Here is a 23,723-nt window from a genome sequence, read left to right as displayed (position 1 = left end):
CTATCAACTGTCTAGGAGTTCATGCTCGCACGCCTGTTCGTGATCTTCGGTGGGCTTCTTGTGCTGGTGCTGTGTGCGGCGCTGGTGGTGCCGTACTTTGTCGACTGGACGGGTTACCGCGCCGATTTCGAGCGCGAGGCCAGTGCCGTCCTGGGCCGCAAGGTGACCGTGCGAGGCGATGCGACGGCAAGGCTGCTGCCGTTCCCCTCGGTGACCTTCTCGAACGTCGCCGTTGCCGGTGGCCCCAACGGCCAGCCGGCGATGACCGTCGAAACCTTTTCGATGGATGCAGAACTTGCGCCATTCCTGCGCGGCGAGGTGCTGATCTTCGACATGCGGCTGGTGCGGCCGAAGGCGACGATCGACATCGCCGCCGACGGCACGGTCGACTGGACGATACGGCCGTCCTCGCCCTTCGATCCCGGCCAGATCTCCATCGAGAAGCTGACGGTGACGGAAGGACAGATCGCGCTCAGCCACGCCGCAGGCGGGCGCAGCCATCTCATTTCCGAGATCAACTCGACGATCTCGGCCAAGTCGCTGGCCGGCCCCTGGCGGCTGGACGGCTCGCTGTTGCTGGACGGGTTGCGGACCACGATCGCCGCTTCCACCGGCAAGGCCGAACCGGACGGGCAAATGCGGCTCAGGCTCAAGGCCGAGCCGGACGCCTATCCGCTGGTCATCGAGACCGACGGCAATGTGGGCCTCGTCGAGGGCGCCGCCGTCTATTCGGGCCAGTTCAAGATATCGGGCGCAGACCAGACTGCGGCGCGGCAGCTGGGCACCGGCGGCGAGGCGCTGAAAGTCAGCGCCGGCAAACCGGACCCGGGCTTCAGGCTGAACGGCAAGTTTTCGCTCGACCACCAGAAGCTCGGCGTCGACGAATTCCGCTTCGAGACGGGGCCGCGCGACAATCCCTACACCGCCGACGGCAAGGCTGCGGTCGACCTTGGGCTGAAGCCGCATTTCTCGATCGAGGCCAATGGCGCGCAGGTGCAGTTCGACGAGGCCGTGGGGGCGGCGGCCGGTGCCGGATTGACGCTGTCCGAGCGGGTGGCGGCGCTGGAGCAGGCGCTGCTCGATCTGCCGAAGCCGACCATACCAGGCACGGTCGAGGTGAAACTGCCGGCGGTGGTGGCAGGCGATACCACCGTTCGCGACGTGCACCTGTCCGCCGAGCCAGCCGAGGGCGGCTGGGCGGTAAAATCGCTGGCCGCCACGCTGCCCGGCCGCGCCAAGCTGGAAGCCAATGGCATGGTCAGCGTCGAGGATCATTTCGGTTTCACCGGATCGCTGCTTCTGGCGGTGGCGCAGCCCTCCGGCTTTGCCGCATGGCTGTCGAAGGACGTCGACGAGGCGATCCGCCGCTTGCCGGCCGCCGGCTTCAAGGCCAAGGTGGATTTGAGCGAGAAGCACCAGGCCTTCAGCGATCTCGAACTCATCCTCGGCAAGGCGAAGTTCTCAGGCCGTATCGATTCCAGCCAGCCTGACGACACAAGGCCATCGGTGCTGATGCAACTGGAAGGTGGCGAACTCGACGTCGACGGGCTCGCCGCCTTCGCCTCGATCTTCGTCAGCGACAAGGGCGCCAACCGCTTTTCCGATCGCGACCTCGATTTCCAGATCAAGGCCGGGCCGGTCAGCGCCGGCGGGTTGACCGCCGATAGTGTCGATACTGCGCTTAGATTGCGCGAGGGGTTGCTTGAGATCGACCGACTGTCGGTCGGCGGACTTGCCGGCGCCTCGATCAGCGCTACCGGCCGGATCAAGGATTTCCCGGCGAGCCCGACCGGCAAGCTCGACGCCTCGGTGGTCGCCGTCGACCTCAAGCCGCTGATCGACGTCGCCGTCCGGCATTATCCGGATAATGCGGTGTTGAAGGGGCTGGCGGAGCGTGCTGCTGCCTATCCCGAGCTGTTCCAGGATGCGCGTATCGACGCGGTCACGAGTGCCGCAGACAATGGCGACGGTACGACCGGACTGGCAATGAGCGCACAGGGCAAGGCCGGTGGCTCGGCCTTTTCGGCGTCGTTGTCCGGCAAAGGGGCGCTCGACCGGCCTCTCGAAGCGCCGGTGACGCTGACCTTCAACGCAAGGAATGCCGACGCCACCGCACTTCTGGCGCTTTACGGTCTGCCGGCACTGCCGCTCGGCATGCTCGGCGAGGCGACCACCGACGTCTCGGCCAAAGGCACACTTGGCGGCGGCCTGGCGACACGCTTCAGCCTGGCCGGCAACGACTTCAAAGCTGGTTTCGACGGGACAATTGCCGACACGTCTCAGGGCGCGGCCGCCAAGGGCAAGGTCAGCCTTGAAACGGCCGACATCGAGCCATGGCTGATGACGACCGGCGTCGGCCTGCCCGGCATGGGCACCGGCATGTCGACGTCGCTTGCGGCCGATGCCGATTACGGCAATGGTCTCCTGGTGCTGAGCGGCCTCAGCGGCGCCGTCAACGAAGCGGCGGTTTCCGGTGACGTAAATATCGACATCAAAGAGGGGCTGCCGCATCTTGCCGGCGCGCTGTCGCTGGACGAGCTGGACCTCGATCCGATGGCGGTGATGCTGTTCGGTGACCAGGCCTTCCTTGTCAATGACAGGACCTGGCCGACGGCACCGTTCAGCCAGAAATCCAGTCTGCCATTTACCGCCGATCTCGATCTGACGGCGGCGTCGCTTGCCGCCGGCCCGCTTGCCACCGCCTATGACACTGCGCTGTCGCTGCAGCTCGACCAGGAGGGCATCCGCGTTTCCGACCTCAAGGCAAAGTTCCTCGGCGGCGCGTTGAGTGGCCTGTTCGAGCTCAAGAACAATGACGGCACCGGGCTTTTCTCCGGTCAGATGAAACTCGCCGGCGCCGATCTGGCAGCCGTGCTGCCGGAGGCCGGCATCAGCGGAAGCGGCGAGTTCTCGACGGCGCTTTCGACCAGCGGCAAATCGGTCGACGCGATGGTTGCGGCGCTGTCCGGTTCCGGCACGGCAACGCTCAAGGGCATGACTATTGCCGGCTTCAATCCCGATGCCTTTGGCGCATTCATCGCCAAGGCCGACGCGATAGGGCGCGATATCGACGCGTCGAAGACCGCCGGCTTTGTGCCGCAGATCGCCGCGTCGGGCAGTTTTCCGGCGCAGGACACCGATATTGCCTTCACCATCGCGGGCGGCACGCTGAGGACGCCACCGGTCAAATTCGAAAGCCCGGGCGCGACGCTGTCCGCCGACATCACCGCCGATCTGAATACCAGCACCGTCGATGCCAAGGGCGAGATCGCTTACCGGCCCGGCGACGAGGCGCTGGTCGGCTCCGAACCGATTTTGAATTTCAGCGTCGACGGGCCGTTTGGCGCCACCAAACGGCAGTTCGACAGCGAGCCGCTGGCACAGTTCCTGACCCAGCGTGCGCTGGAAAAGGAGCAGCAGCGGGTCGAAGCCATGCAAGCCGCACTGCTCGAGAAACAAAGGCTGCGGCGTGAGGTGCGCTACTACGCTGCGCTGCAAACCGAGCGTGAAAGAGCGGCGGAGGAACTGCGCAGACAACAGGAAGCAGCGCGGCTGAAGGCCGAGGCCGACGCCAAGGCAAAGGCCGAAGCCGAGGCTCAGGCCCAAGCCGAAGCCGAGGCGAGGGCGCAGGCTGAAGCCAAGGCGAAGGCTGAAGCGGACGCCAAGGCACAGGCGGATGCGGAGGCGAGGGCGCAGGCTGAGGCCAAAGCGAAGGCTGAAGCGGACGCCAAGGCAAAGGCCGAAGCTGAGGCGCAGGCCCAAGCCGAAGCGGAGGCCAGGGCGCAGGCTGAAGCCAAGGCGAAGGCGGATGCAGCGGCGAAGGCCGAAGCCGAGGCCAGGGCGAAAGCCGAGGCGGCTGCAAAGGCCGAAGCCAAAGCCAAGGCGGCGCAACAGGCTGCCGAGGAAGCAGCGCAGGCCGAAGAACAGCAACGCCAGAGGGCGGAAGAGGCGTTGCGGATCGCCTCGGAAGAGAAGGCAAGGCTCGACGCCGAACGCAAGGCCGCGGCGGAGCGAGCGGAACGGGCGCCACCGGCCGCAAATAACGTGCCACCGCCAGTGCAGCCCCCGCCAAAGCTCAAGTTCGATCCCTCGTCGATCGACGATCTGCTAAAATCGCTGAATGGCGGGTGACGGCGCATCCCTTATGTGTCGCGTCCAGCAAGCAAGCGCTTCAGCATCGGCTCGATCCGCCCGAGTTCGTCGAGATGAGCGGCTGACAGGTTGGCGAGACTGTCGTCGGCGCGCTCGGTCAGCCGCAGCAGCACGCGGCGGTGGTCCTCCTCGTCGTGGTCCCTCGCGACGAGCCCGGCTTCGCAAAGACGGTTGACCAATTCCACTGCGCTGTGATGGCGGATGCGCAGGCGCTCCGCGAGGTCGCCAATGGTCACCGGCCCTCCGCCGGGGAACCCTTTGATTGCAAGCAGGGCCTGATGCTGGCGTGGTGTCAGGCCGGCTTCCTGCGCCTGGATCTGGCTGAATTCGAGAAAGCAGCGGATCAGGTAACGAAATTCGGACAGCCTCTGGTAGTCGGCCGGCCCGATCGTTGCGCCGCGCTTTTGTGGCTTCGAAGTGTCTGCCATCGATTCCTTTCCGACAAAGCCGCAAACGGGCCTTGAACATTTATATCGTGTTACGATACAGAGCGCACCAACATGGCTCGTGCCCGCCATCTTCGGTGGCACGGCCAGCGACCCATCCGCAAGTCGGCACGCCGCCAGAAAGCAAGGTTTGCAAATGAAGTCCGATCACGCCAACCCCGGCCATCTGCGCGATTTTACCACCGATGCCCGGGTGCTGCTCATTGCCGGCATAGCGGTGGTGGTTGCGACCGCGGGGTTGTTTGCCGGCATTGCCCTTTTGAAGCTGATCCGGCTTGCCACGAACATCGCCTATTTTGGCCAGTTCACGCTCGCCGACCTGAAACTGCAGGATACGCCGCTTGGCTATGCCTCGGTATTTGTTCCGGTCATCGGGGCACTGATCATCGGTGTGATGGCTCGCTTCGGAAGCGAAAAGATTCGCGGCCATGGCATTCCCGAAGCCATCGAGGCGATCCTGCTCGGACGCTCGCGGCTCGACGCCAAGGTGGCAATCCTGAAGCCGTTGTCGTCGGCGGTCTCGATCGGTACCGGCGGGCCATTCGGCGCGGAAGGGCCGATCATCATGACCGGCGGCGCCATCGGTTCGCTGATCGCGCAGATGCTGCCGGTCAGCGACAATGAACGCAAGACGCTGCTGGTGGCGGGTGCGGCGGCCGGCATGACCACCGTGTTCGGAACGCCGATCGCCGCCATCATGCTTGCGGTGGAATTGCTGCTCTTCGAATGGACGCCGCGCAGCTTCATTCCTGTGGCGGTCGCCTCGATCATTGCCGAGGTCGAGCGCACCATGCTGCATCTGCCGGGGCCGATCTTCCCGTTTCAGGGCGGCATGGAGGTTTCATTTCCCGGCCTTGCCGGCTGGGTGCTGGTCGGCATGGCAGCCGGGCTGCTATCGGGGTTGCTGACCCAGATGGTCTATGCCTGCGAGGACGGTTTCCAGAAGCTGCCCATCCACTGGATGTGGTGGCCGATGCTCGGCGGCCTGGTGGTCGGCATTGGCGGGCTGATCGAGCCGCAGGCGCTCGGCGTCGGCTATGACAATATCGCCGACATGCTGGATGGCCGCACGATAGCGACCGCCGCGCTCACCCTGTTGGTGGTGAAGGCGATCATCTGGTCGGTCGCACTCGGCTCGGGAACGTCGGGAGGTGTGCTGGCGCCGCTGCTGATCATCGGCGGGGCGATGGGCGCGGTCCTCGCCGGCTTCCTGCCGGCCGCGGATCCGGGCTGCTGGGCACTGCTGGCGATGGCGGCGACGATGGGCGGCACCATGCGTGCGCCGCTGACCGCCACCTTCTTTGCGGTCGAACTGACCGGCAACACCCATGTCCTGGTGCCGCTGATTGCGGCGACTGCCACCGCGCATGCGGTGACCGTGCTATTGATGAAGCGTTCGATCCTCACCGAAAAAATCGCAAGGCGAGGGCATCACATGGTTCGCGAATACCGTGTCGATCCGTTCGCCCTGACCAGGGTGCGCGAGGTGATGACCAGCGAGGTCGAAAGCGTGCCGGCGACGATGACGCTGCATGGCGCTGCAGCGTTCCTGACCACACCCGAGACGCGGCATCCGAGCTTTCCGGTCGTCGATGAAGAAGGCCACGTGCTCGGCGTCATCGACCCGCCGGCGATCCTGCGCTGGAGACGCGCCGGCAAGCACCGCACGACGCCGCTTGGCGAACTGCTGGCCGGCAGCAAGGTCACGCTGGCCTATCCGGATGAGTATCTCGAGGGCCTCTCCGACAAGCTGCTGATGGCGAACGTGTCCCATTTGCCGGTCGTCACGCGAGAAAATGCCCGGCTGGTGGGCTATGTCGGCTGGAAGGACCTGATGCGCGTCAGATCGAAGAAACAGGCCGAAGAACGCGACCGCTCGGCTTTGCTGGGCTTCCGTATCCGGCGCAGGAAACAGGATAGCGTTGCCTGAAGGCTACAACTTGCCGCGCTTGGCCCAATCCAGCACATAGAGCCGGAGCGCCGAGGAGAGATTGGCATCCCGCGGGCGGCTCTCGTCGATTTCGGCGACAAGCGCGGCGAGCGTCAGTTTTCGCACGGCCGCGATGGCGCCCAGTTCGTCGTAAAAAGGCTTTTCGAGCGAATAGCTGGTGCGGTGGCCGCGAATGGTGACCGAGCGCTTTTCCACCGGGCTCACGAGACGATCCTACTCACACTTCAAGCATCGGATTTGTCCGAATCGCCCGAATTTTCGCGGCGATGGCCGGCGACGAATTTATCGGCCTTGTCGGCGATCAGGCGGTCGCGATCCCGGCTGGGTTTGGAACGGCCATGCAGCGCCCGGTTCTGTTCGGCCAGGCGCTCCTTCTCGGCTCGCGCCTTCTGCTTGCGTGCCTGACGGAGATTGACGATCTCGGCCATGTCACGCCGCCCGTCGGGTCACTTCTTGCGGAAGGCGTCAAGCGACACCACGTCGGCGCCCTTGGCGCCGGCGTCGGCCGCGGCAGGCTTCTTTTCCGCCTCGGCGGTTTTCTTCTTCGTCTCGGGCTTTTTCTCGGCGACGATGGCCAGCGGTTCGGGAGCAGGCTTGGCCTTTGTCTCCTGTTCCGCCGGGGTATCGGTCTTGACGTCGAATTCGAGCTCGAAGTTGACGGACGGGTCGTAAAAGCCGCGTACGGCCGAGAACGGGATTTCCAGTTTCTCCGGCACGTCGGAAAACGACAGCCCGACCTCAAAGCCGGTATCGCTCACCTTCAGGTCCCAATACTGGAACTGGATGACGATGGTCATCTGTTCGGGATAGCGCTCGCGCAGCCGCGACGACACGCGCACGCCCGGCGCGCCGGTGAGAAAGGTGATGAAGAAATGATGGTTGCCCGGGAGACCGGTGCGCGCGACCTCGGCCAGGACCTTGCGCATGACGCCGCGCAACGCCTCCTGGGCCAGAATGTCGTAGCGGATGTGGTCGTCGGCCATGTGGCTGTCGGGTTCCGTTGAATCGTCCTGATAGCTGTAATCAAGCTTGAGCGCGGCGTAAACCGGATATAGATCGCCGGCGTGCGGAAGCGAAGCCCATTGGCGACGATTTGATCGTCAAACGGCTTTGATCGTCAAGCGCTGGCGAGCGCGCCCTGTTTGCTTGCCCGGGCCATAGGCTGCCGCTTGCCGAAGGCGCGCAGGAAGGTGCGCACGCCATTTGTCGCCGACTGCACCACCTCGTCCTCGGTCGGTGTGCCGCCGAGCATGAATGTCGTCTGCAACTCGGCATTGGCAAGCGCCATGAACTGGCGCGCTGCGACATCGGGATCGTCGATGTCAAGGAAGCCGGCATGAGCGAGGCGGGCGAAGCGGGCGGCGATCGCTGGCCATGTCCTGCCCGGTCCTTCTTCGCGCCATTCGGCGAACAACTCGGGATAGCGCCCGCCCTCGGTCTGGATCAGCTTGCGCAGGAATTTGCCGTCGCGGTTGCAGATGCAGTTGTGGTTCATCCGCACAGCAAAGGCGATGAGGTCGGCCTCGAGATCCTTCGGCTGATCGGGAAAAGTGGAAATCGTGGCAAAGATGCCGGCATTGCAACGTTCGGTGAGGTCGCGGACGATGGCAACGAAGAGTTTTTCCTTGTCGCCGTGATGATTGTAGATGGTCTGGCGGGAGACGCCGGCCTCGGCGGCAATCATGTCGATATTGGCACCGGCAAAGCTTTCGCGGCAGAAGACCGAGGCGGCGGTATCGACAATCGACATGCGCTTGGCCTCGTGGCCTCGCGGCGGGAAAATGTCAGGAGAGACGTTGGCCTTCATGCAAAACTATATAGAGGTGGTTGACGAATTAGACAAGCCTGTCTAAATTTGTGGACTTGCACGAAGGGGGTTTCGTTCCGCAGAAGAGTCGGAACTCCACGGGATGGAACGTCCTAGGGTTATACGCCGGTCCTCGGCGGCAACCAGAATTCGAAAGAGCCTGCTATCATGAACGCCAAATTCCTCCGCATTGCGGTCGTGCTCGGCCTGTTGTCCGCGATCGGCCCGTTTGCCATCGACATGTATCTTCCGGCCCTGCCTTCAATCGGTGAGGATCTGCATGCCGGCACTGCCGCGGTGCAGATGAGCCTGCTGATCTTCTTTCTTTCCATGGGCTTCGGCCAGATCGTCGTCGGACCGATCTCCGACATGGTCGGCCGCAAGCTGCCACTCTACGGCGGCCTGGCGCTGTTCATGGTCGGCGGCGTCGGCTCGGCGCTGGCTCCCTCGATCGAATGGCTGATCGCCTTCCGCTTCCTGCAAGGGCTCGGCGCCAGCGCCGGCATGGCCGTGCCGCGCGCGATCGTGCGCGATCTGCATACCGGCACCGAGGCCGCCAAGCTGATGTCGCTGCTGATGCTTGTGTTTTCGGTGTCGCCGATCCTGGCACCGCTGACCGGTAGCCAGATCATCGAGAATTTCGGCTGGCGCGCCGTGTTCTGGACGGTGACGGGCGCGGCCGTGCTCGCCACCATCCTGCTGGCGACCTCGCTCAAGGAGACACGGCCGGTCGAGGAGCGCGCCGGGTCGTCCTTCGGGACGGCACTTTCCGGCTACCGCTTCCTGATGGGCGACCGCAACTTCCTTGGCCTGACGGCCATCGCCGGCTTCGGCATTGCGAGCTTCTTCGTCTATCTGTCGAGCTCGTCCTTCATCCTGATCGACCATTATGGCCTGTCGCCTTCGGTCTACAGCGTGTTCTTCTCGATCAATGCGGTTGCCTTTATCGGCATGTCGCAGCTGACCGGGTTGCTGTCGGAGCGGTTCGGGCTGCAGCGCGTGGTGCGCGTCGCGGTGACCGGCTATGCGACGACGATGGTGGTGCTGTTCGCGGTGATGGCATCGGGTGTCGACCGGCTCGACGTGATGGCGGCGCTGCTGTTCATCGGCTACGGCTTTCTCGGCCTGGTCATCCCGACGACGTCGGTGCTGGCCATGGAAGAGCATGGCGAGATCGCGGGTACCGCGTCGGCGCTGATGGGCACGCTGCACTTCGCCATCGGCGCGGTCGCCATGGGCGTCGCCGGCGTGTTTTTCGACGGCACGCCGCTGCCGATGGTGGCGGGCATCACGCTCTGCGCGGCGATCTCCTTCACACTGGCCAAAATAACGCTCGGCCGCAGCCGGGACGTCGCGGAAGCGCCGGCGGAGTAAACTTCGCCTATCGAGACAAAAAGGCCGGGCGATGTTCCCGGCCTTTTCACGTTTGCCGTCCCGGTTCAAAGCAGTCTATGCCTATATGACGGGTTCAGGACATGCAGCTTCGACATCTCAAAACCTTCGTGGCGGTCGCCACCACCTTGAACATCACACGCGCCTCCGAGCGGGTTCATCTTGCCCAATCGAGCGTGACCGAACAGATCCAGGCGCTGGAAAGCGATCTAGGCACGTCGCTGTTCGACAGGTCACGGCGTGGCTTGAAGCTGACGGCGGCGGGACAACGCCTGCTGGACTACGCAAACGATCTCCTCGACCTCGCGGACGAAGCCCGTTCCGCAGTCGCCGACGCGAGCGGCACGGTTGCCGGTCGCCTGACTGTCGGCGGCCTGGAGACGCTTTGCTCGACACGCTTGCCAGCTCTGCTGGCGGAATTCCATCGGCGCCATCCCGATGTGAAACTGAACCTCAGGGCGGACGATAGCAGTGGGTTGCGTGCCGGCGTGACAAGCGGGGCGCTGGACGTATCTTTCCATTTCGGAGCCGTCCCGGCGGCGGCGCCGGAGCTGCGAAGCGAGCAAGTGGCAGTGGAAGAGCTCGTCACCATAATGCCGGCAAATCACCGATTGGCTGGACATTCTGCCATGACGCCCGACGACCTGGCTGACGAGGCCTTCCTCGTGACCCAGCCCGGTTGCGTCTATAGGCGGATGTTCGACGAAACGTTTGCCGCAACGTTGCCTGACCGTCCAAAACTCGTCGGCGAGTTCGCCAGCATGGGTGCGATACGGGGCCTTGTCGCAGCCGGTCTTGGATGCGCGCTGGTTCCGCGTCTCGTGGCTTCCGCGGCTGACGCCAATGTTGTCGTGTTGCCTTGGGTCGCAAGCAGCCCGGTGACGCCGGTCATCATGGTATGGCGCCACCGGCGCATTCAAGCGCCGGTCATGCGGCTGTTCCTCGCAATGGTTCGCGAGGTCTGGCCGTCACTAGACCAGCCGCTGGCCACCATCGACATGAAGCACGGTTCCGGTGATGAAGCCGTTGTGCATGAGGGACGTGATGGCCTGGGCAATGTCGGTTGCCTGGCCGATCCGGCCGACGAGCAGACGCTTTGCCATGGCCTCCAGCGCAGCCACCTTTCCGCTGCCGACGACGGCATCCCAAATCGGCGTGTCGACCCAGCCCGGCGAAACGACGTTGACGCGGATCGGCGCCAGTTCGACGGCAAGCGCGTAGGCGAGTGAGCCAAGTGCCCCATTAACGGCTGCCACCACCGAGCCTTTCGCCGCCGGACGATAGGCGGCGATGCCTGAGGTCAGCGTGATCGATCCCCTAGGCGTCAGACGAGGCGCGCCATGCTTGGCAAGAAGAAGCGGTCCGACGACTTTGGAATCCATCACTTTCCGCGCCGCCGAGATGTCCATCTCGGGAAGCAATACATAGACGCCGGTGACGTCGGCGGCGGTCGAGACGATGTGGTCGAGCGTGCCGACCTCCTGGAACAGGCGCTGGACCTCGTCCTCGCTAGTGACGTCGGCTGCGATCGTCCTCAGCCTTTCGGGGTGAGGCACGCGCTGCCGTGCGGCCGACAACCGGTCCTCGGAGCGGCCGACGATCGTAACCTCGGCGCCGGCGGCAAGCTGCTGTTCGGCCAGCGACAGCCCCATGCCGGAACTGCCGCCAACGATCAGGATGCGTTCGTGTTTCGGTGTGGTTTCCTGGTTCATCTTATCTCTCCATGAGGCAGCTCGCCGGGCATGACCACACGCGGCGAGAAACTGAGGCCTTGTCCCGCAAAGGCGTGGAAGAAGGGAAACGGGAAGAAACGAATGCTGCCATCGGAGGTTCCGATGATGGGAGGCCCTTGGGCTTTCGCAAAACCGTCGCTTGCGGCGCTTCGCTACGACGCTGTCTCGGAGAGGACGAACCGCAGCCGCGTTTCGACGGGCGCCAAGGGCAGCGGCACCAGCTCGTAGCCTAGTTCCGTGTAAACGGCGACGAGTGCGTGAAAGGTGCGTTCAGCCTCGTCCATCGTTTGCTTGCGCTCGTTGTCCTGCCGAAAGATTTCTGGCCATGGCGGCGCGACGAAGACGCGCCTGGCATAGCGGAAGCGTCGGGCGGCATTCGTGGCGTGATCGGGAACCGGCACCCCGGTCAGGCGCAGATAGCCAAGAGTGTCCGGCACGCCGCGATCGAAGAAGACCAGGCCGGATTGCTCGCCCGCGATCCGGTAGGAGCGCAACTCCCAAGACAGCATCAACTCGGCGAACAGAGCCGCCAGGGCAGGGCCTTGCCGCCTATCGCCAATTGGTCGTGAATGATGCTGCGCCCGGCTTCGCCCGAGGTTGCGAGGCCTGCCACCTTAAGAGTCGATCAATGTTGTCTTGCCTGAGCCCGGACCGCCGGTCAGCACGAAAAACCGATTGGAATCGTTTCGCATTTCTGATCCATGGATTGGATGGGGGAAGTATGAAGACAGGGATTTTTTGGACCCGTCAGGGCACATGAAAGCCCGGCCGGCGGGGCCTGCTTCTGCATATGTCGAGAGGGAGAAATGGAGGTTTCTGTTGCCAGGTACCTCCGAACCCCGCCTAGAAGTGCGAACCACTAGGGCTTGAATTGAAGCTATCGCACCGCTTACGCGGCGAGACGTGCTTCCGCATAGTTGTCGTTGGCAACTATAAGTTTAGCCCGATAACGGTGGTACAATGCCGGGCAAAAGTACGATCTTTACACCTTCGTCGATCCTATTTCGCCCCCAGCAAAAGCCGCTCCTGAGCAGCGGTTTTTGGTGGAGGCGCCGGGTACCGCCCCCGGGTCCGAACGGCTTATTTCATCGCCTGTTTATCGCCATAGTCGGTCGAGCCGACGAGGCGAATATAGGGACTGACGGTGGAAAATGAAAGGCCGGAATGCCACTTTCGTCCGTGTTAAAGTGGATCATCAAGGGGTTGACTTGCAGCCGGTCTCAACCGAAGCTTTGTGGCGGTGAGGAGACCTAGCGCATACTTGCGGCAGCGCGCCACAATCCTCATTGACCGGATCCCGTGGCGCCGACGAGGGGAAATTCGATGGCCGATTATCTCGCAGACGTAAAGAAGTATGATGCGGCGGCGGATGCCGACGCGGTCGCCAAGATCGTCAAGCATCTGGGCATCGCGCTCAGGAACCGCGATTCCTCGCTGGTGTCCTGCACCGACCCGGAGGAACTGAAGCGCGTCAGGAACAGCTGGGTCGCCGGCAAGCTCGGCGTCACCGACGGTGCCAAGGCGGATGCGGCTATCGAAAAGACCTGCAAGGCTATGGCGGCCGACAACAGCAAGAGCCGGGTGACATTCTATTACCTCGTCGCCAAGGATCTGGGCATGCTCGGCTCGCTCTGAGCAACCTGGCCGCCGGTGCTGGTGAGGCTTCTGCTGGAATCGTCTCGCTTTGCTGTGTTCGGCCGACGGTCATTCGGCTATGATGGCTGACAACCCGAATCGGACCGGAGCCGATGCGCCAGTATCTCGACCTTCTGAAGCATGTGCTGGAAAACGGCGCTGATCGCGGCGACCGCACCGGCACCGGAACGCGCTCGGTATTCGGCTACCAGATGCGCTTCGACCTGGCCCGCGGCTTTCCGGTCACCACCACCAAGAAGCTGCACCTGAAGTCGATTATCCACGAGCTTTTGTGGTTCCTGGCCGGCGACACCAACATCAAATATCTCAACGATCACGGCGTCTCGATCTGGGATGAGTGGGCCGACGAGAACGGCGATCTCGGCCCGGTCTATGGCAAACAATGGCGGTCGTGGCCGGACGGCCATGGCGGCGCCATCGACCAGATTGCGAATCTTCTGAAGGAGATACGCAAAAATCCTAATTCGCGGCGGCTGATCGTTTCGGCGTGGAACCCGGCCGAGGTGGAGGCCATGGCCTTGCCGCCCTGCCACTGCCTGTTCCAGTTCTATGTTTCGGAAGGCAAGCTTTCCTGCCAGCTCTACCAGCGCTCGGGCGATATCTTTCTCGGTGTGCCGTTCAACATCGCTTCCTATGCGTTGCTGACGCTGATGGTGGCGCAGGTGACCGGATTGAAACCCGGCGATTTCATCCACACGCTCGGCGACGCGCATCTTTACTCGAACCATTTCGAACAGGCGCGCGAACAATTGCGGCGTACGCCCAAGGCGTTGCCGACGCTGTGGATCAATCCCGAGGTGAAGGATCTCTTTGCCTTCCGCTTCGAGGATTTCCGGCTCGAGAACTATTTCGCCGACGCGACGATCAAGGCGCCGATCGCGGTCTAGCACCATAGCTGACCGTGCATATCGACATTGCCTACTGCGGCTGCGCCCTCGGGCGTTGTCAGCATCCATCTTGATTGGCCGACGTCGACTTGACGCGCAATCCCTGGTCGCTGATTTTCATGTGAATATTTCCTTCGGCGTCGGTACCGCTGTATCCAACGAAGATTATCGCAGGCCGGGAAAACCTCAGCTCAGAATGCCGTCGGCGGTAAAGAGCCTTTCCTTGTTATGTTCACATGGATATATCGATGGACGGCTTCGGGCGTTCCGAGACGAGGAGAGTTTCATGCTGGCGCGCAAAGGTTCGACGACGATTGCCATCGCGGGTCTCGCCGCCATCCTGATGGCCGCGGTGCCGGCGGCCCATGCCGATGACAAGGTGGTCGTGTTTGCCGCGGCGAGCCTGAAGGATGGGCTCGATGCCGTCAACAAGGCCTGCGAGGCCGATGTCGGCGAGGCGGCGACCATTTCCTACGCGGCGAGCTCGGCGCTGGCCAGGCAGATTGAAAGCGGCGCGCCGGCAGACCTGTTCATCTCGGCCGATCTCGACTGGATGAAATATCTTGCCGACAGGAAGCTGACCAAGCCCGGCACCGAAGTGAAATTGCTCGGTAACCAGATCGTGCTGGTTGCGCCGCGGGATTCCAAGGTTGAAACCAGGATCGAAAAGGGTTTCGATCTTGCCAAGCTCGTCGATGACGGCAAACTTGCCATGGGCGATGTCAAAGCTGTGCCGGCAGGCAAATACGGCAAGGCAGCCCTCGAATCGCTCGGTGCCTGGTCTTCGGTCGAAGGCAAGGTGGCGCAGGCCGAGAATGTCCGCGCCGCTCTAAAACTGGTATCGACCGGCGAGGCAGCACTCGGCATCGTCTACGCCACGGATGCGCATGCGGAGCCTGGCGTCAAGGTGGTCGGCACTTTCCCCGCGGGTACCCATCCGCCGATCATCTATCCAGTCGCCCAGCTTGCCGATTCGAAGAGCAGGGATACCCCGGCATTCCTGAAATGCCTGCAATCCGCCAAGGCTGGCGAACTCTTCAAGGCGCAAGGTTTTACAATCCTCGCGCCGAGCAACTGACGTACGGCACCGCACATGAACTGGCTGCTGGATCTCGCTCCCGACGAATGGAATGCGGTCCGGCTGTCGATCAAGGTGGCGACCGTGGCGATGATTGCCAGCCTGCCGCCGGGCATTCTGATCGCTCTTGTGCTTGCCCGCGGCCAGTTCTGGGGCAAGACGCTGCTCAACGGTCTGGTGCATCTGCCGCTGATCCTGCCGCCGGTGGTGACCGGCTATTTGCTGCTTTTGACCTTCGGCAAGCGTGGTCCGGCCGGCGCTTTCCTGGCCGAACATTTCGGCATCGTTTTTTCCTTCCGCTGGACTGGCGCCGCGCTCGCCTGCGGCGTGATGGGCTTTCCGCTGATGGTGCGGGCCATCCGGCTGTCTATCGAGGCCGTCGACCGCAAAATCGAGGCGGCCGCCGGCACGCTCGGCGCCAATCCGCTATGGGTATTCGGCACGATCACGCTGCCGCTTATCCTGCCCGGCCTGATCGCCGGTGCGATCCTCTCCTTCGCCAAGGCGATGGGCGAATTCGGCGCGACGATCACCTTTGTCTCCAACATTCCGAACGAGACGCAGACGCTACCGTCGGCGATCTACACTTTCACGCAGGTTCCCGGCGGCGACGCCGGCGCGCTCAGGCTGACGCTGATCTCGATCGTCATCTCGATGGCGGCACTTGTTGCCTCGGAAGTGCTGGCGCGGCGCGTCGGCCGGCGGATGGACATCGAATGACGGTTCAGGTCGACATCAGCCACCGGCTTGGCGATTTCACCGTCAATGCCCGCTTCGAAAGCGCCGGGCGGCTGACTGCGCTGTTCGGGCCTTCCGGCTCCGGAAAGACGACGCTGATCAATTTGATTGCCGGGCTGATCCGCCCCGACAAAGGTCGTATCGCGGCAGAGGGCCGCGTGCTGGTCGATAGCGATGCCGGTCTGTTCGTGCCGAAGCACAAACGGCGGATCGGTATGGTGTTCCAGGATGCGCGGCTGTTTCCGCATATGAGCGTGGCGAGCAATCTGCGCTATGGCCGCTGGTTCACGCCGGCTGCCGAGCGTTACGCGGATATCAATGGCGTGGTCGAACTGCTCGGGATCGGCCATTTGCTCGACCGGCGGCCGGCAAAACTCTCCGGTGGCGAGAAGCAGCGTGTGGCAATCGGCAGGGCGCTGCTTGCCAGTCCGAAATTGCTGCTGATGGACGAGCCGCTGGCTTCGCTCGACGAGGGGCGCAAGGCCGAGATCTTGCCTTATATCGAGCGGCTGCGCGACGAGACGAAAATCCCGATCGTCTATGTCAGCCACTCTATCGCCGAAGTGGCGCGGCTGGCGAGCGACGTCGTGGTGCTGATGCAAGGAAAGGTCGCCGCTTCCGGTCCGACCGGAGCGATCATGCAGCGTCTGGATCTATTGCCGGCCGAAGAGCGCGGCGAGGGCGGTGCCGTGCTGGATACCGCGGTTCTGCGCCACGACGAAGCCTTTGGCATGACGGTGCTAGGCTCATTGGCGGGCGAGATCCGGGTGCCGCTTCTGGCAACGCCAGTCGGTGCGCCGGTGCGCGTCCGCATCCGTGCCCGCGACGTGATGATCGCCACCGAGCAGCCGGTTGGCCTCAGCGCGCTCAACATATTGCCGGGCACGATCGTGGCGATAGAGCCGGGCGAAGGGCCTACGGTCGAGATTGGCCTCGACTGCAATGGCGCAACCGTGCTTGCCCGCATCACCGAACAGTCGCGGCAGACATTGGGGCTTCGGCTTGGTCGACAGGTCTTCGCCGTGGTCAAGACGGTGAGCTTCGACCGGGCGAATACCGGCGCCGGCCTGCCCGCCGAGGCGGATGAGTGAACGGCCGATGATTCGCTATATCGTTTTGGAATAGCGGTATCGCTGCAGAACTTGTAGAATAGCGTCACCGCGGAGGAGCAAATGCCGTCGCTGAGTTTGCGGATAAATCTCGATCCAGATGGCCGCATCGGACCGGGCAAGATCGAGCTTCTGGAACAGATCGCCGCCTTCGGCTCGATTTCGGCCGCGGCACGCGGCATGGAGATGTCCTACAAGCACGCCTGGGATCTGGTCGAAGACATGAACCGCGTGTTCGGCAAGCCGCTGGTTGCGGCACAGACGGGCGGCAAAAAAGGCGGTGGTGCCCAGTTGACATCGGTCGGGCTTGCTGTGGTCAGCCGCTTCCGCGCGATCGAGCGGGCTGCGTCTTCAGCAGCGGCGGCGCATATGGAGGCGCTGCAGGCCGAGATCGACGCAGCGTGACGCCGGCGGAATTCATGCCGCGTGTGATCCCTGTTACTTCTTAGGCTCGCCCGGCTTGCGCAGCAGATAGGTGTCCATGATCCAGCCTTTTTTCCGGCGGGCCCGCTCACGGGTGCTCACGATCTTGTCGCCGACGTCGCCAATCCGGCCCGAGATGACGATCTCGTCGGGCGTCCCGAGATAGGCGCCCCAGTGGACGGTGACGTCGTTGTCGTCCAGCGTGTTGAAGGCGCATTTGCCGTCCAGCATGACGATGGTGCTGCCGGCGTTTTCGGGCAGACCTTCCTCGGCGAGCCGGCGGCCGGTGGTGATCAAAATGGCGTCGCCGATCCGGTTCAATGCCATTTTGTGGCTGGCTGCGAGTGCCTGGATGGCGGTGATGCCGGGGATGACCTCCAGCTCGAACGCTACATTGCCTCTGAGGCGCACGCGCTCGAGGATGCGCAGCGCACTGTCGTAGAGCGACGGATCGCCCCAGATCAGGAAGGCGCCGCAGCCATCTTCAGGGAGTTCGTCGCGGATCAGGCCTTCGTAGATCGCGGCGATCGCCTCGTGCCAGTCGTCGACGGTCGAGCGGTAGGAAGGCGCCGGCTCGGCGCGCACCGGCACCTCGAATTCGACACGGCGCGAGTTCGGATTAATGACGAAGCGGTCGCAGATCTGGCGGCGCAATTCGGCGAGATCGTTCTTCTTGGCGCCCTTGTCGGGAATGAACAGCACGTCGGCCCGATTGAGACCGTTAATGGCCTGGACCGTCATGTGCTCCGGATTGCCGGCGCCGATGCCGATGACGAGAAGCTTGCGCATGGGCGAACTCCTGCCCGATCGGGACCGGTGTGTCTAGACCGACACGACATGCCGGCAGGCGCCGGCGCATTTGCCGAAAGGCTTTGAAACGCCACATTGAACAGCTAGAGTCATGTTGGCATTCTCGCCGGGGGAGTTTCCATGTTCCGTTACGTCCTGACCGCAGCCTTGGCGCTCTCGGCTACGCCTGCGCTCGCCAATGATTCGGTCGCCGAACTCGGCACCGGTGGGCTGATCCTGTCGCGCAGCGATGCGGTTGCGATGGAAAGCGAGGATCTCTACATCTCGCCGGAAAAAGTGATGGTCGATTACGTCTTCCGCAACAACACCGACAAGGATGTCGATGCGATCGTCGCCTTTCCGATGCCCGACATCGAAGGCGACCCCGAAGAAATACCGGCGATTCCGGAGGCGCAGAGCGACAATTTCCTCGGCTTCGAAGTGACGATCGACGCGGTGCCGGCAAAGCCGCAGCTCGAGCAGAAGGTGTTCGCGCTCGGCATCGACATCGGCGCTGACCTGAAGGCGCAGGGCGTGCCGTTCTATCCGTTCGGCGATGCGGCCAAGGCAGCGCTGGCAAAGCTGCCGCAAGCGGTCGCCGACGACTGGGTCAACCGCGGCATCATCATCGAGGACACTGCCGACGACGGTTCGGGCATGAAGACCGTCTATACGCCGTTCTGGCAATTGCGCTCGACCTATTGGTGGCGCTCGATGTTTCCGGCCAACAAGGCGGTCCATGTCTCGCATCGCTACAAGCCGAGCGTCGGCGGCACCTCCTCGGTCAGCTTCTTCTATGACGGCCAGTTCCAGGGTCAGTATGCCGCCTACAAGACCCGCTACTGCATGGACGATGCCTTCGAGAATGCCGTGCGCAAGGCAGCCAAGGACGATCCGGACGGCTACCCCAAATATTTCGAGAACCGCATCGTCTATATCCTGACCACGGGCGGCAACTGGGCGTCGGGAAACATCGGCAGTTTCAAGCTGACCGTCGACAAGGGCGATGCGAAGAACCTGGTCTCGTTTTGCGGCGAAAACGTCAGGAAGATCGGACCGACGACGTTCGAGATGAAGGCGCAGAACTTCTACCCCGAGCACGATATCGACATATTGCTGCTGGAGCCATCCGATGGCGGAAACGGCGGCTGATGGACCTCGCGATTTATGTCGCCATCGCCGAGAACGGCGTGATCGGGCGCGAGGGTGGGTTGCCGTGGCGGCTGTCCACCGATCTCAAGCGGTTCAAAGCCGATACGATGGGCAAGCCCATCATCATGGGCCGCAAGACCTATGAAGGCATCGGCCGCCCATTGCCGGGCAGGCTCAACATCGTGGTGACACGAGATAGGGCATGGCGCGCCGAGGGCGTCGAAGTCGCGCACTCGATCGAGGACGCAATCGCGCTGGCGACGGTGCGCGGGCGCTGCATGGCCGGCGCCGACGAGATCTGCGTCATCGGCGGCGGCGAGATCTACGCTCAGGCGCTGCCGTTGGCCGATCGGCTGCACGTGACCCATGTTCTGGCCGCGGTCGACGGCGATGCCCATTTCCCGCCGATCGATCCGGCGCTGTGGCGGATCGTCCGCTCGCAGGAGGTGGAGGCTGGCGAAAAGGACAGCCATGCGACACGCTATTCGGTTTACGAGCGGCGCCGCGACGTGCATTGAAGGCGACAAAGGGGTCGCGACAGGTCTAGATGGACCCAAAAGGCGGACAGTGGCGGCAGCCGATCGCGTTGAAAGCGTGCCGCTGCATCCCTATAGAATAATAATATTGGATTTTGCGCCGGTGAGCCGGCGCTTGAGGGAATTCCAAGCGAAAGGACATTCATGCCCTGGAACGACAAGAGCGGCGGCGGCGGCCCGTGGGGCGGCGGCAACAATCAGGGGCCTTGGGGTCAGGGACCAAAAGGACCCAGCGGCCCGCAGGGCTCGCCTCCCGATCTCGAGGATATCATCCGGCGCGGGCAGGACAGGTTGCGGCGCGCGCTGCCGGGCGGCGGTGGCGCGAGCCCTGCCGTGTTCGGGCTGATTGCCGCGGCGCTGGTGGTGCTATGGGCGTTCAAGGCGGTCTACACCGTGCAGCCCGACGAAGTTGCGGTGGAACTCAGGTTCGGCAAGCCGAAGGCGGAGCTGTCGCAGCCTGGCCTGCATTTCCATTGGTGGCCCATCGAAACGGTCGAGACCGCCAACATCGCCGAGCAGCTTGTCAGTATCGGCGGCGGCAGTTCCAGCGGCAATGGCCTGATGCTTTCCGGCGACCAGAACATCGTCAATGTGCAGTTCTCTGTGGCCTATCAGGTCTCCGACCCTAAGGCCTATCTGTTCGACGTGTCCGACCCGGACGGCATGCTGCAGCAGGTCGCCGAAAGCGCGATGCGCGAAGCGGTCGGCCGGCGCCCGGCGCAAGACATTTTCCGCGACGACCGGCAAGGCATCGCGGCGTCGGTGCGTGAGATCATCCAGACGACGCTGGACGGTTACAAGGCCGGCCTCAACGTCAACGCCATTTCGATCGAGGACGCCGCGCCACCGCGCGAGGTGGCAGACGCGTTCGACGAGGTGCAGCGCGCCGAGCAGGACGAGGACAAGTTCGTCGAGCAGGCCAATCAGTATTCCAACCAGAAGCTCGGCCAGGCACGCGGTGCGGCCGCACAGATCCGCGAAGACGCGGCCGCCTACAAAAACCGGGTCGTGCAGGAGGCCGAAGGCGAGGCGCAGCGCTTCATCTCGGTCTATGACGAATATGCCAAGGCGCCGGAGGTGACGCGCAAGCGACTCTACCTGGAAACGATGGAGAGGGTGCTGAAGGATTCGAGCAAGGTCATCGTCGAGCAGGGCAACGGGCAAGGGGTCGTTCCCTACCTGCCGCTGCCGGCATTGCAGCAGAAGGCGCCGGCACCGGCCACCGGAGGAAACCAGTGATGGCCAACCGTCTTCCCGTCATTGCGGTCATCGCCGCGGTCATCCTGTTCCTGCTCTACTCGTCGGTCTTCGTCGTCAATGCGCGCCAGCAGGCGCTGGTGCTCAGGTTCGGCGAAATCGTCGACGTCAAGAACCAGCCGGGCATCTATTTCAAGGCGCCATTCTCCTTCTTCGATGCCGACACCGTGCAGCTGATCGAAAACAGGGTCCTGCGCTTCGACCTCGACAACATCCGTGTCCAGGTTTCGGGCGGCAAATTCTATGAGGTCGATGCCTTTATCGCCTATCGTATCTCGGATCCGCGTGTGTTCCGCGCCGCGGTCTCCGGCCAGATCGAACTGGCCGAGGCCCGGCTGAGGACGCGTCTCGACGCCGCCTTGCGCCGCGTCTACGGCCTGCGCGACTTCGAGGCGGCACTCTCGGAAGAGCGCGCCGTGATGATGCGCGAGGTGCGCGATCAGCTGAGGCCTGATGCCACCTCGCTTGGCCTGCAGATCGAGGATGTCCGCATCCGCCGCACCGATCTCACGGCCGAAGTCTCGCAGCAGACCTTCGACCGCATGAAGGCCGAACGTCTCGCCGAAGCCGAGCGGCTGAGGGCGCGAGGCAATGAGGCAGCGCAGCGGATCAGGGCTCGCGCCGACCGCGAAGTGGTCGAAATCGTCGCCGAAGCGCAAAAAGAGTCTGAAATCCTGCGTGGTGAAGGTGAAGCCCAGCGCAGCGCGACGTTTGCCGGGGCCTATCAGCGCGATCCGGCCTTCTTCGATTTCTATCGGTCGATGAATGCCTATGGCACGGCGCTGAACAGCGCCGGAACGACGATGGTGCTGTCGCCGAATTCCGAGTTCTTCCGCTTCTTCCGCGACCCGGACAGCAAGGAAACGCCTGTGGCACCGGCGGCACCAGCGCCAGCACCTGCCGCTCCCGCCCCACCGGCAGCGCAGCCAAGCACCGGCCAGTAGGGCCGGTGCAGGGATAGCCGGCGTAACAGAGGATTTATTCTCTGGCGGTAGCCATAGCCGCAAACGTGCCTTATTTCTTGCCAACATGACGCGGACCGGCATTTTTGCCGAAGCGGTTTTTTTTCAGAACACCCGGAGGCCTTTCGATGACATCCACCACCCTTCTGCGTGCAGCGAGGCGGACGTTCATCGCCGGGGCCGCTGCGCTTCTGGTCGGCGCCGTTGCCGTTCCGTCGTTCGTGGCGCCGACGATGGCAGCCGACGGGCCGCCCTCGGTTGCCGATCTCGCCGCCGGCCTGCTTGGCGCCGTGGTCAACATCTCGACGTCGCAGACTGTTAAAGGCACTGAGGGGCCGGGCGCAGTGCCGATGCCGCAGCTGCCGGAGGGCTCGCCCTTCCAGGACTTCTTCGACGATTTCTTCAAGAACCGTGGCGGCGACAAGGGCGGCGGCGGGCAAAAGGTGCAGTCGCTGGGCTCCGGCTTCGTGGTCGACGCCGAGCAGGGCATCGTGGTGACCAACAACCACGTCATTGCCGATGCCGACGACATCGAGGTGAATTTCTCCGATGGGGTGACGCTCAAGGCGACGCTGGTCGGCACCGACACCAAGACCGATGTCGCGGTGCTGAAGGTCGATCCGAAAGGGCACAAGCTGACGGCGGTGAAGTTCGGCGATTCCAACACGATGCGTGTCGGCGACTGGGTGATGGCGATCGGCAATCCGTTCGGTCTCGGCGGCACGGTGACGGTCGGCATCGTCTCGGCACGCAATCGCGACATCAATTCCGGCCCGTATGACGACTTCATCCAGACCGATGCCGCGATCAACCGCGGCAATTCCGGCGGACCGCTGTTCAACAGCAGCGGCGAGGTCATCGGCATCAACACGGCAATCATCTCGCCATCGGGCGGCTCGATCGGCATCGGCTTCTCGATCCCGTCGCAGCTTGCCTCGGGCGTCGTCGACCAGCTTCGCCAGTTCGGCGAGACGCGGCGCGGCTGGCTCGGCGTGCGCATCCAGCCGGTGACCGACGACATTGCCGAAAGCCTGGGCATGGCGACCGCCAAGGGCGCGCTGGTCGCCGGCGTCATCAAGGGCGGGCCGGTCGACAACGGCACAATCCAGGCCGGCGACGTCATCATCAAATTCGACGGCAAGGACATCCATGAAATGCGCGACCTGCCGCGCGTCGTGGCGGAGAGCCCGGTCGGCAAGGCGGTCGACGTGATCATCGTGCGCAAAGGGGTCGAGCAGACCGTCAAGGTGACGCTCGGCCGGCTCGAGGACGGCGAAAAGCTTGCCAGCGGCGGTGAAAACGGCAACACCGACCAGGACGATGCCGACAAGGCGCCTGCGGTTTCGACGGCTGCCGTGCTCGGCATGACGATCGGCGAGCTCAATGAGGAGACGCGCACGAAATTCGGCATCGCCACCGATGTCTCCGGCGTCGTCGTGACGGACGTCGCCAAGGATTCGGCGGCAGCCGAACGCGGCATCCAGCCGGGCGAGGTGATCACCGAGATCGCGCAGGAATCGGTCGCCACGCCCAAGGACGTCATGGACCGGATCGGCGCGCTGAAGGAGCAGGGGCGCAAGAACGCGCTTTTGATGCTGGCGTCGAAGACCGGCGAGCTGAGGTTTGTGACAATCCGGATGGATTGAGTCCGGAAG

Annotated in this window: 21 protein-coding genes, 1 other RNA gene and 2 pseudogenes; 15 read left to right on the top strand and 9 right to left on the bottom strand. The window is 63.5% G+C overall.

The window, feature by feature from the left end; translation table 11 throughout:
* Positions 1 to 21 precede the first annotated feature (21 nt).
* Entirely contained in the window at positions 22 to 4,131 is a 4,110-nt protein-coding gene (locus X773_RS53960; protein ID WP_023676712.1) for an AsmA-like C-terminal region-containing protein, read from the top strand.
* An 11-nt stretch (positions 4,132 to 4,142) separates the two neighbouring features.
* On the opposite strand, the gene X773_RS53955 is transcribed toward X773_RS53960, so the two are convergent.
* Entirely contained in the window at positions 4,143 to 4,580 is a 438-nt protein-coding gene (locus X773_RS53955; protein WP_023676711.1) for a helix-turn-helix domain-containing protein, read from the bottom strand.
* Between the two features lie 154 nt (positions 4,581 to 4,734).
* Between X773_RS53955 and X773_RS53950 the strand changes: the two genes are divergently transcribed.
* Positions 4,735 to 6,528, top strand: coding sequence for a chloride channel protein (locus X773_RS53950; RefSeq protein ID WP_023676710.1), 1,794 nt, complete (start codon positions 4,735 to 4,737; stop codon positions 6,526 to 6,528).
* A 3-nt stretch (positions 6,529 to 6,531) separates the two neighbouring features.
* Here X773_RS53950 and X773_RS53945 read toward each other — a convergent pair whose 3' ends face one another.
* The 4 genes from X773_RS53945 to X773_RS53930 form a co-directional block, all read right to left on the bottom strand.
* On the bottom strand, positions 6,532 to 6,753 hold the full coding sequence (locus tag X773_RS53945; RefSeq protein WP_023676709.1) for a ribbon-helix-helix domain-containing protein: 222 nt from the start codon (positions 6,751 to 6,753) through the stop codon (positions 6,532 to 6,534).
* Between the two features lie 20 nt (positions 6,754 to 6,773).
* A complete protein-coding gene (locus X773_RS53940; RefSeq protein WP_023676708.1) occupies positions 6,774 to 6,977 on the bottom strand; it encodes a DUF4169 family protein in 204 nt (67 codons plus the stop codon).
* Between the two features lie 18 nt (positions 6,978 to 6,995).
* Positions 6,996 to 7,532: an SspB family protein gene (locus tag X773_RS53935; protein WP_023676707.1), complete on the bottom strand. Its 537-nt coding sequence runs from the start codon at positions 7,530 to 7,532 to the stop codon at positions 6,996 to 6,998.
* Positions 7,533 to 7,666: 134 nt separating this feature from the next.
* On the bottom strand, positions 7,667 to 8,356 hold the full coding sequence (locus X773_RS53930) for a TetR/AcrR family transcriptional regulator (RefSeq protein ID WP_023676706.1): 690 nt from the start codon (positions 8,354 to 8,356) through the stop codon (positions 7,667 to 7,669).
* Positions 8,357 to 8,524: 168 nt separating this feature from the next.
* On the opposite strand from X773_RS53930, the gene X773_RS53925 reads away from it, so the two are divergent.
* Both X773_RS53925 and X773_RS74520 read left to right on the top strand, forming a co-directional pair.
* Positions 8,525 to 9,730 (top strand): multidrug effflux MFS transporter, encoded by a 1,206-nt coding sequence (locus X773_RS53925; RefSeq protein ID WP_023676705.1) that lies wholly within the window; start codon positions 8,525 to 8,527, stop codon positions 9,728 to 9,730.
* 101 nt (positions 9,731 to 9,831) lie between these two features.
* A pseudogene (locus X773_RS74520) lies at positions 9,832 to 10,653 on the top strand (LysR family transcriptional regulator); the annotation flags it as partial.
* 66 nt (positions 10,654 to 10,719) lie between these two features.
* Here X773_RS74520 and X773_RS53915 read toward each other — a convergent pair.
* From X773_RS53915 to ssrA, 3 genes and pseudogenes are all read right to left on the bottom strand, one after another.
* A complete protein-coding gene (locus X773_RS53915; protein WP_031211759.1) occupies positions 10,720 to 11,460 on the bottom strand; it encodes an SDR family oxidoreductase in 741 nt (246 codons plus the stop codon).
* A 173-nt stretch (positions 11,461 to 11,633) separates the two neighbouring features.
* A pseudogene (locus X773_RS53910) lies at positions 11,634 to 12,173 on the bottom strand (AAA family ATPase).
* A gap of 113 nt (positions 12,174 to 12,286) precedes the next feature.
* Positions 12,287 to 12,642: a transfer-messenger RNA gene (gene ssrA, locus X773_RS74515) on the bottom strand.
* A 162-nt stretch (positions 12,643 to 12,804) separates the two neighbouring features.
* On the opposite strand from ssrA, the gene X773_RS53905 reads away from it, so the two are divergent.
* From X773_RS53905 to X773_RS53880, 6 genes are all read left to right on the top strand, one after another.
* The gene (locus X773_RS53905; RefSeq protein WP_023676702.1) at positions 12,805 to 13,116 is read left to right on the top strand and encodes a DUF2853 family protein; all 312 of its coding nucleotides are present in this window, start codon (positions 12,805 to 12,807) and stop codon (positions 13,114 to 13,116) included.
* Between the two features lie 113 nt (positions 13,117 to 13,229).
* Positions 13,230 to 14,024, top strand: coding sequence for a thymidylate synthase (locus tag X773_RS53900; RefSeq protein ID WP_023676701.1), 795 nt, complete (start codon positions 13,230 to 13,232; stop codon positions 14,022 to 14,024).
* A 286-nt stretch (positions 14,025 to 14,310) separates the two neighbouring features.
* Positions 14,311 to 15,102, top strand: coding sequence for a molybdate ABC transporter substrate-binding protein (gene modA / locus X773_RS53895; RefSeq protein ID WP_031211758.1), 792 nt, complete (start codon positions 14,311 to 14,313; stop codon positions 15,100 to 15,102).
* Between the two features lie 15 nt (positions 15,103 to 15,117).
* Positions 15,118 to 15,822: a molybdate ABC transporter permease subunit gene (modB, locus tag X773_RS53890; protein WP_023676699.1), complete on the top strand. Its 705-nt coding sequence runs from the start codon at positions 15,118 to 15,120 to the stop codon at positions 15,820 to 15,822.
* Complete coding sequence (gene modC, locus X773_RS53885; protein ID WP_023676698.1) at positions 15,819 to 16,931, top strand: molybdenum ABC transporter ATP-binding protein; 1,113 nt, start codon at positions 15,819 to 15,821, stop codon at positions 16,929 to 16,931. The genes modB and modC overlap by 4 nt, the downstream gene beginning before the upstream one ends.
* Before the next feature lie 81 nt (positions 16,932 to 17,012).
* Positions 17,013 to 17,354 (top strand): winged helix-turn-helix domain-containing protein, encoded by a 342-nt coding sequence (locus X773_RS53880; RefSeq protein ID WP_023676697.1) that lies wholly within the window; start codon positions 17,013 to 17,015, stop codon positions 17,352 to 17,354.
* A 33-nt stretch (positions 17,355 to 17,387) separates the two neighbouring features.
* On the opposite strand, the gene cobF is transcribed toward X773_RS53880, so the two are convergent.
* Positions 17,388 to 18,161 (bottom strand): precorrin-6A synthase (deacetylating), encoded by a 774-nt coding sequence (cobF, locus tag X773_RS53875; RefSeq protein WP_023676696.1) that lies wholly within the window; start codon positions 18,159 to 18,161, stop codon positions 17,388 to 17,390.
* A 141-nt stretch (positions 18,162 to 18,302) separates the two neighbouring features.
* Here cobF and X773_RS53870 point away from each other — a divergent pair, with 141 nt between their 5' ends.
* The 5 genes from X773_RS53870 to X773_RS53850 all read left to right on the top strand — a co-directional run bounded on the left by X773_RS53870 (position 18,303) and on the right by X773_RS53850 (position 23,714).
* On the top strand, positions 18,303 to 19,313 hold the full coding sequence (locus tag X773_RS53870; RefSeq protein WP_023676695.1) for a DUF4424 domain-containing protein: 1,011 nt from the start codon (positions 18,303 to 18,305) through the stop codon (positions 19,311 to 19,313).
* On the top strand, positions 19,313 to 19,831 hold the full coding sequence (locus tag X773_RS53865; RefSeq protein ID WP_023676694.1) for a dihydrofolate reductase: 519 nt from the start codon (positions 19,313 to 19,315) through the stop codon (positions 19,829 to 19,831). Before X773_RS53870 ends, X773_RS53865 begins: the two co-directional genes overlap by 1 nt.
* Positions 19,832 to 19,993: 162 nt before the next feature.
* Entirely contained in the window at positions 19,994 to 21,088 is a 1,095-nt protein-coding gene (gene hflK, locus X773_RS53860; RefSeq protein WP_023676693.1) for an FtsH protease activity modulator HflK, read from the top strand.
* Positions 21,088 to 22,050, top strand: a complete 963-nt coding sequence (locus X773_RS53855) for a protease modulator HflC (RefSeq protein WP_023676692.1) — start codon at positions 21,088 to 21,090, stop codon at positions 22,048 to 22,050. Before hflK ends, X773_RS53855 begins: the two co-directional genes overlap by 1 nt.
* A 146-nt stretch (positions 22,051 to 22,196) precedes the next feature.
* Entirely contained in the window at positions 22,197 to 23,714 is a 1,518-nt protein-coding gene (locus X773_RS53850; protein WP_023676691.1) for a DegQ family serine endoprotease, read from the top strand.
* The last annotated feature ends 9 nt before the right edge of the window (positions 23,715 to 23,723 follow it).

The sequence above is a fragment of the Mesorhizobium sp. LSJC280B00 genome (assembly GCF_000502835.1).
Taxonomy (GTDB): Bacteria; Pseudomonadota; Alphaproteobacteria; order Rhizobiales; family Rhizobiaceae; genus Mesorhizobium.
This window is presented reverse-complemented; position numbering and strand designations above follow the sequence as displayed.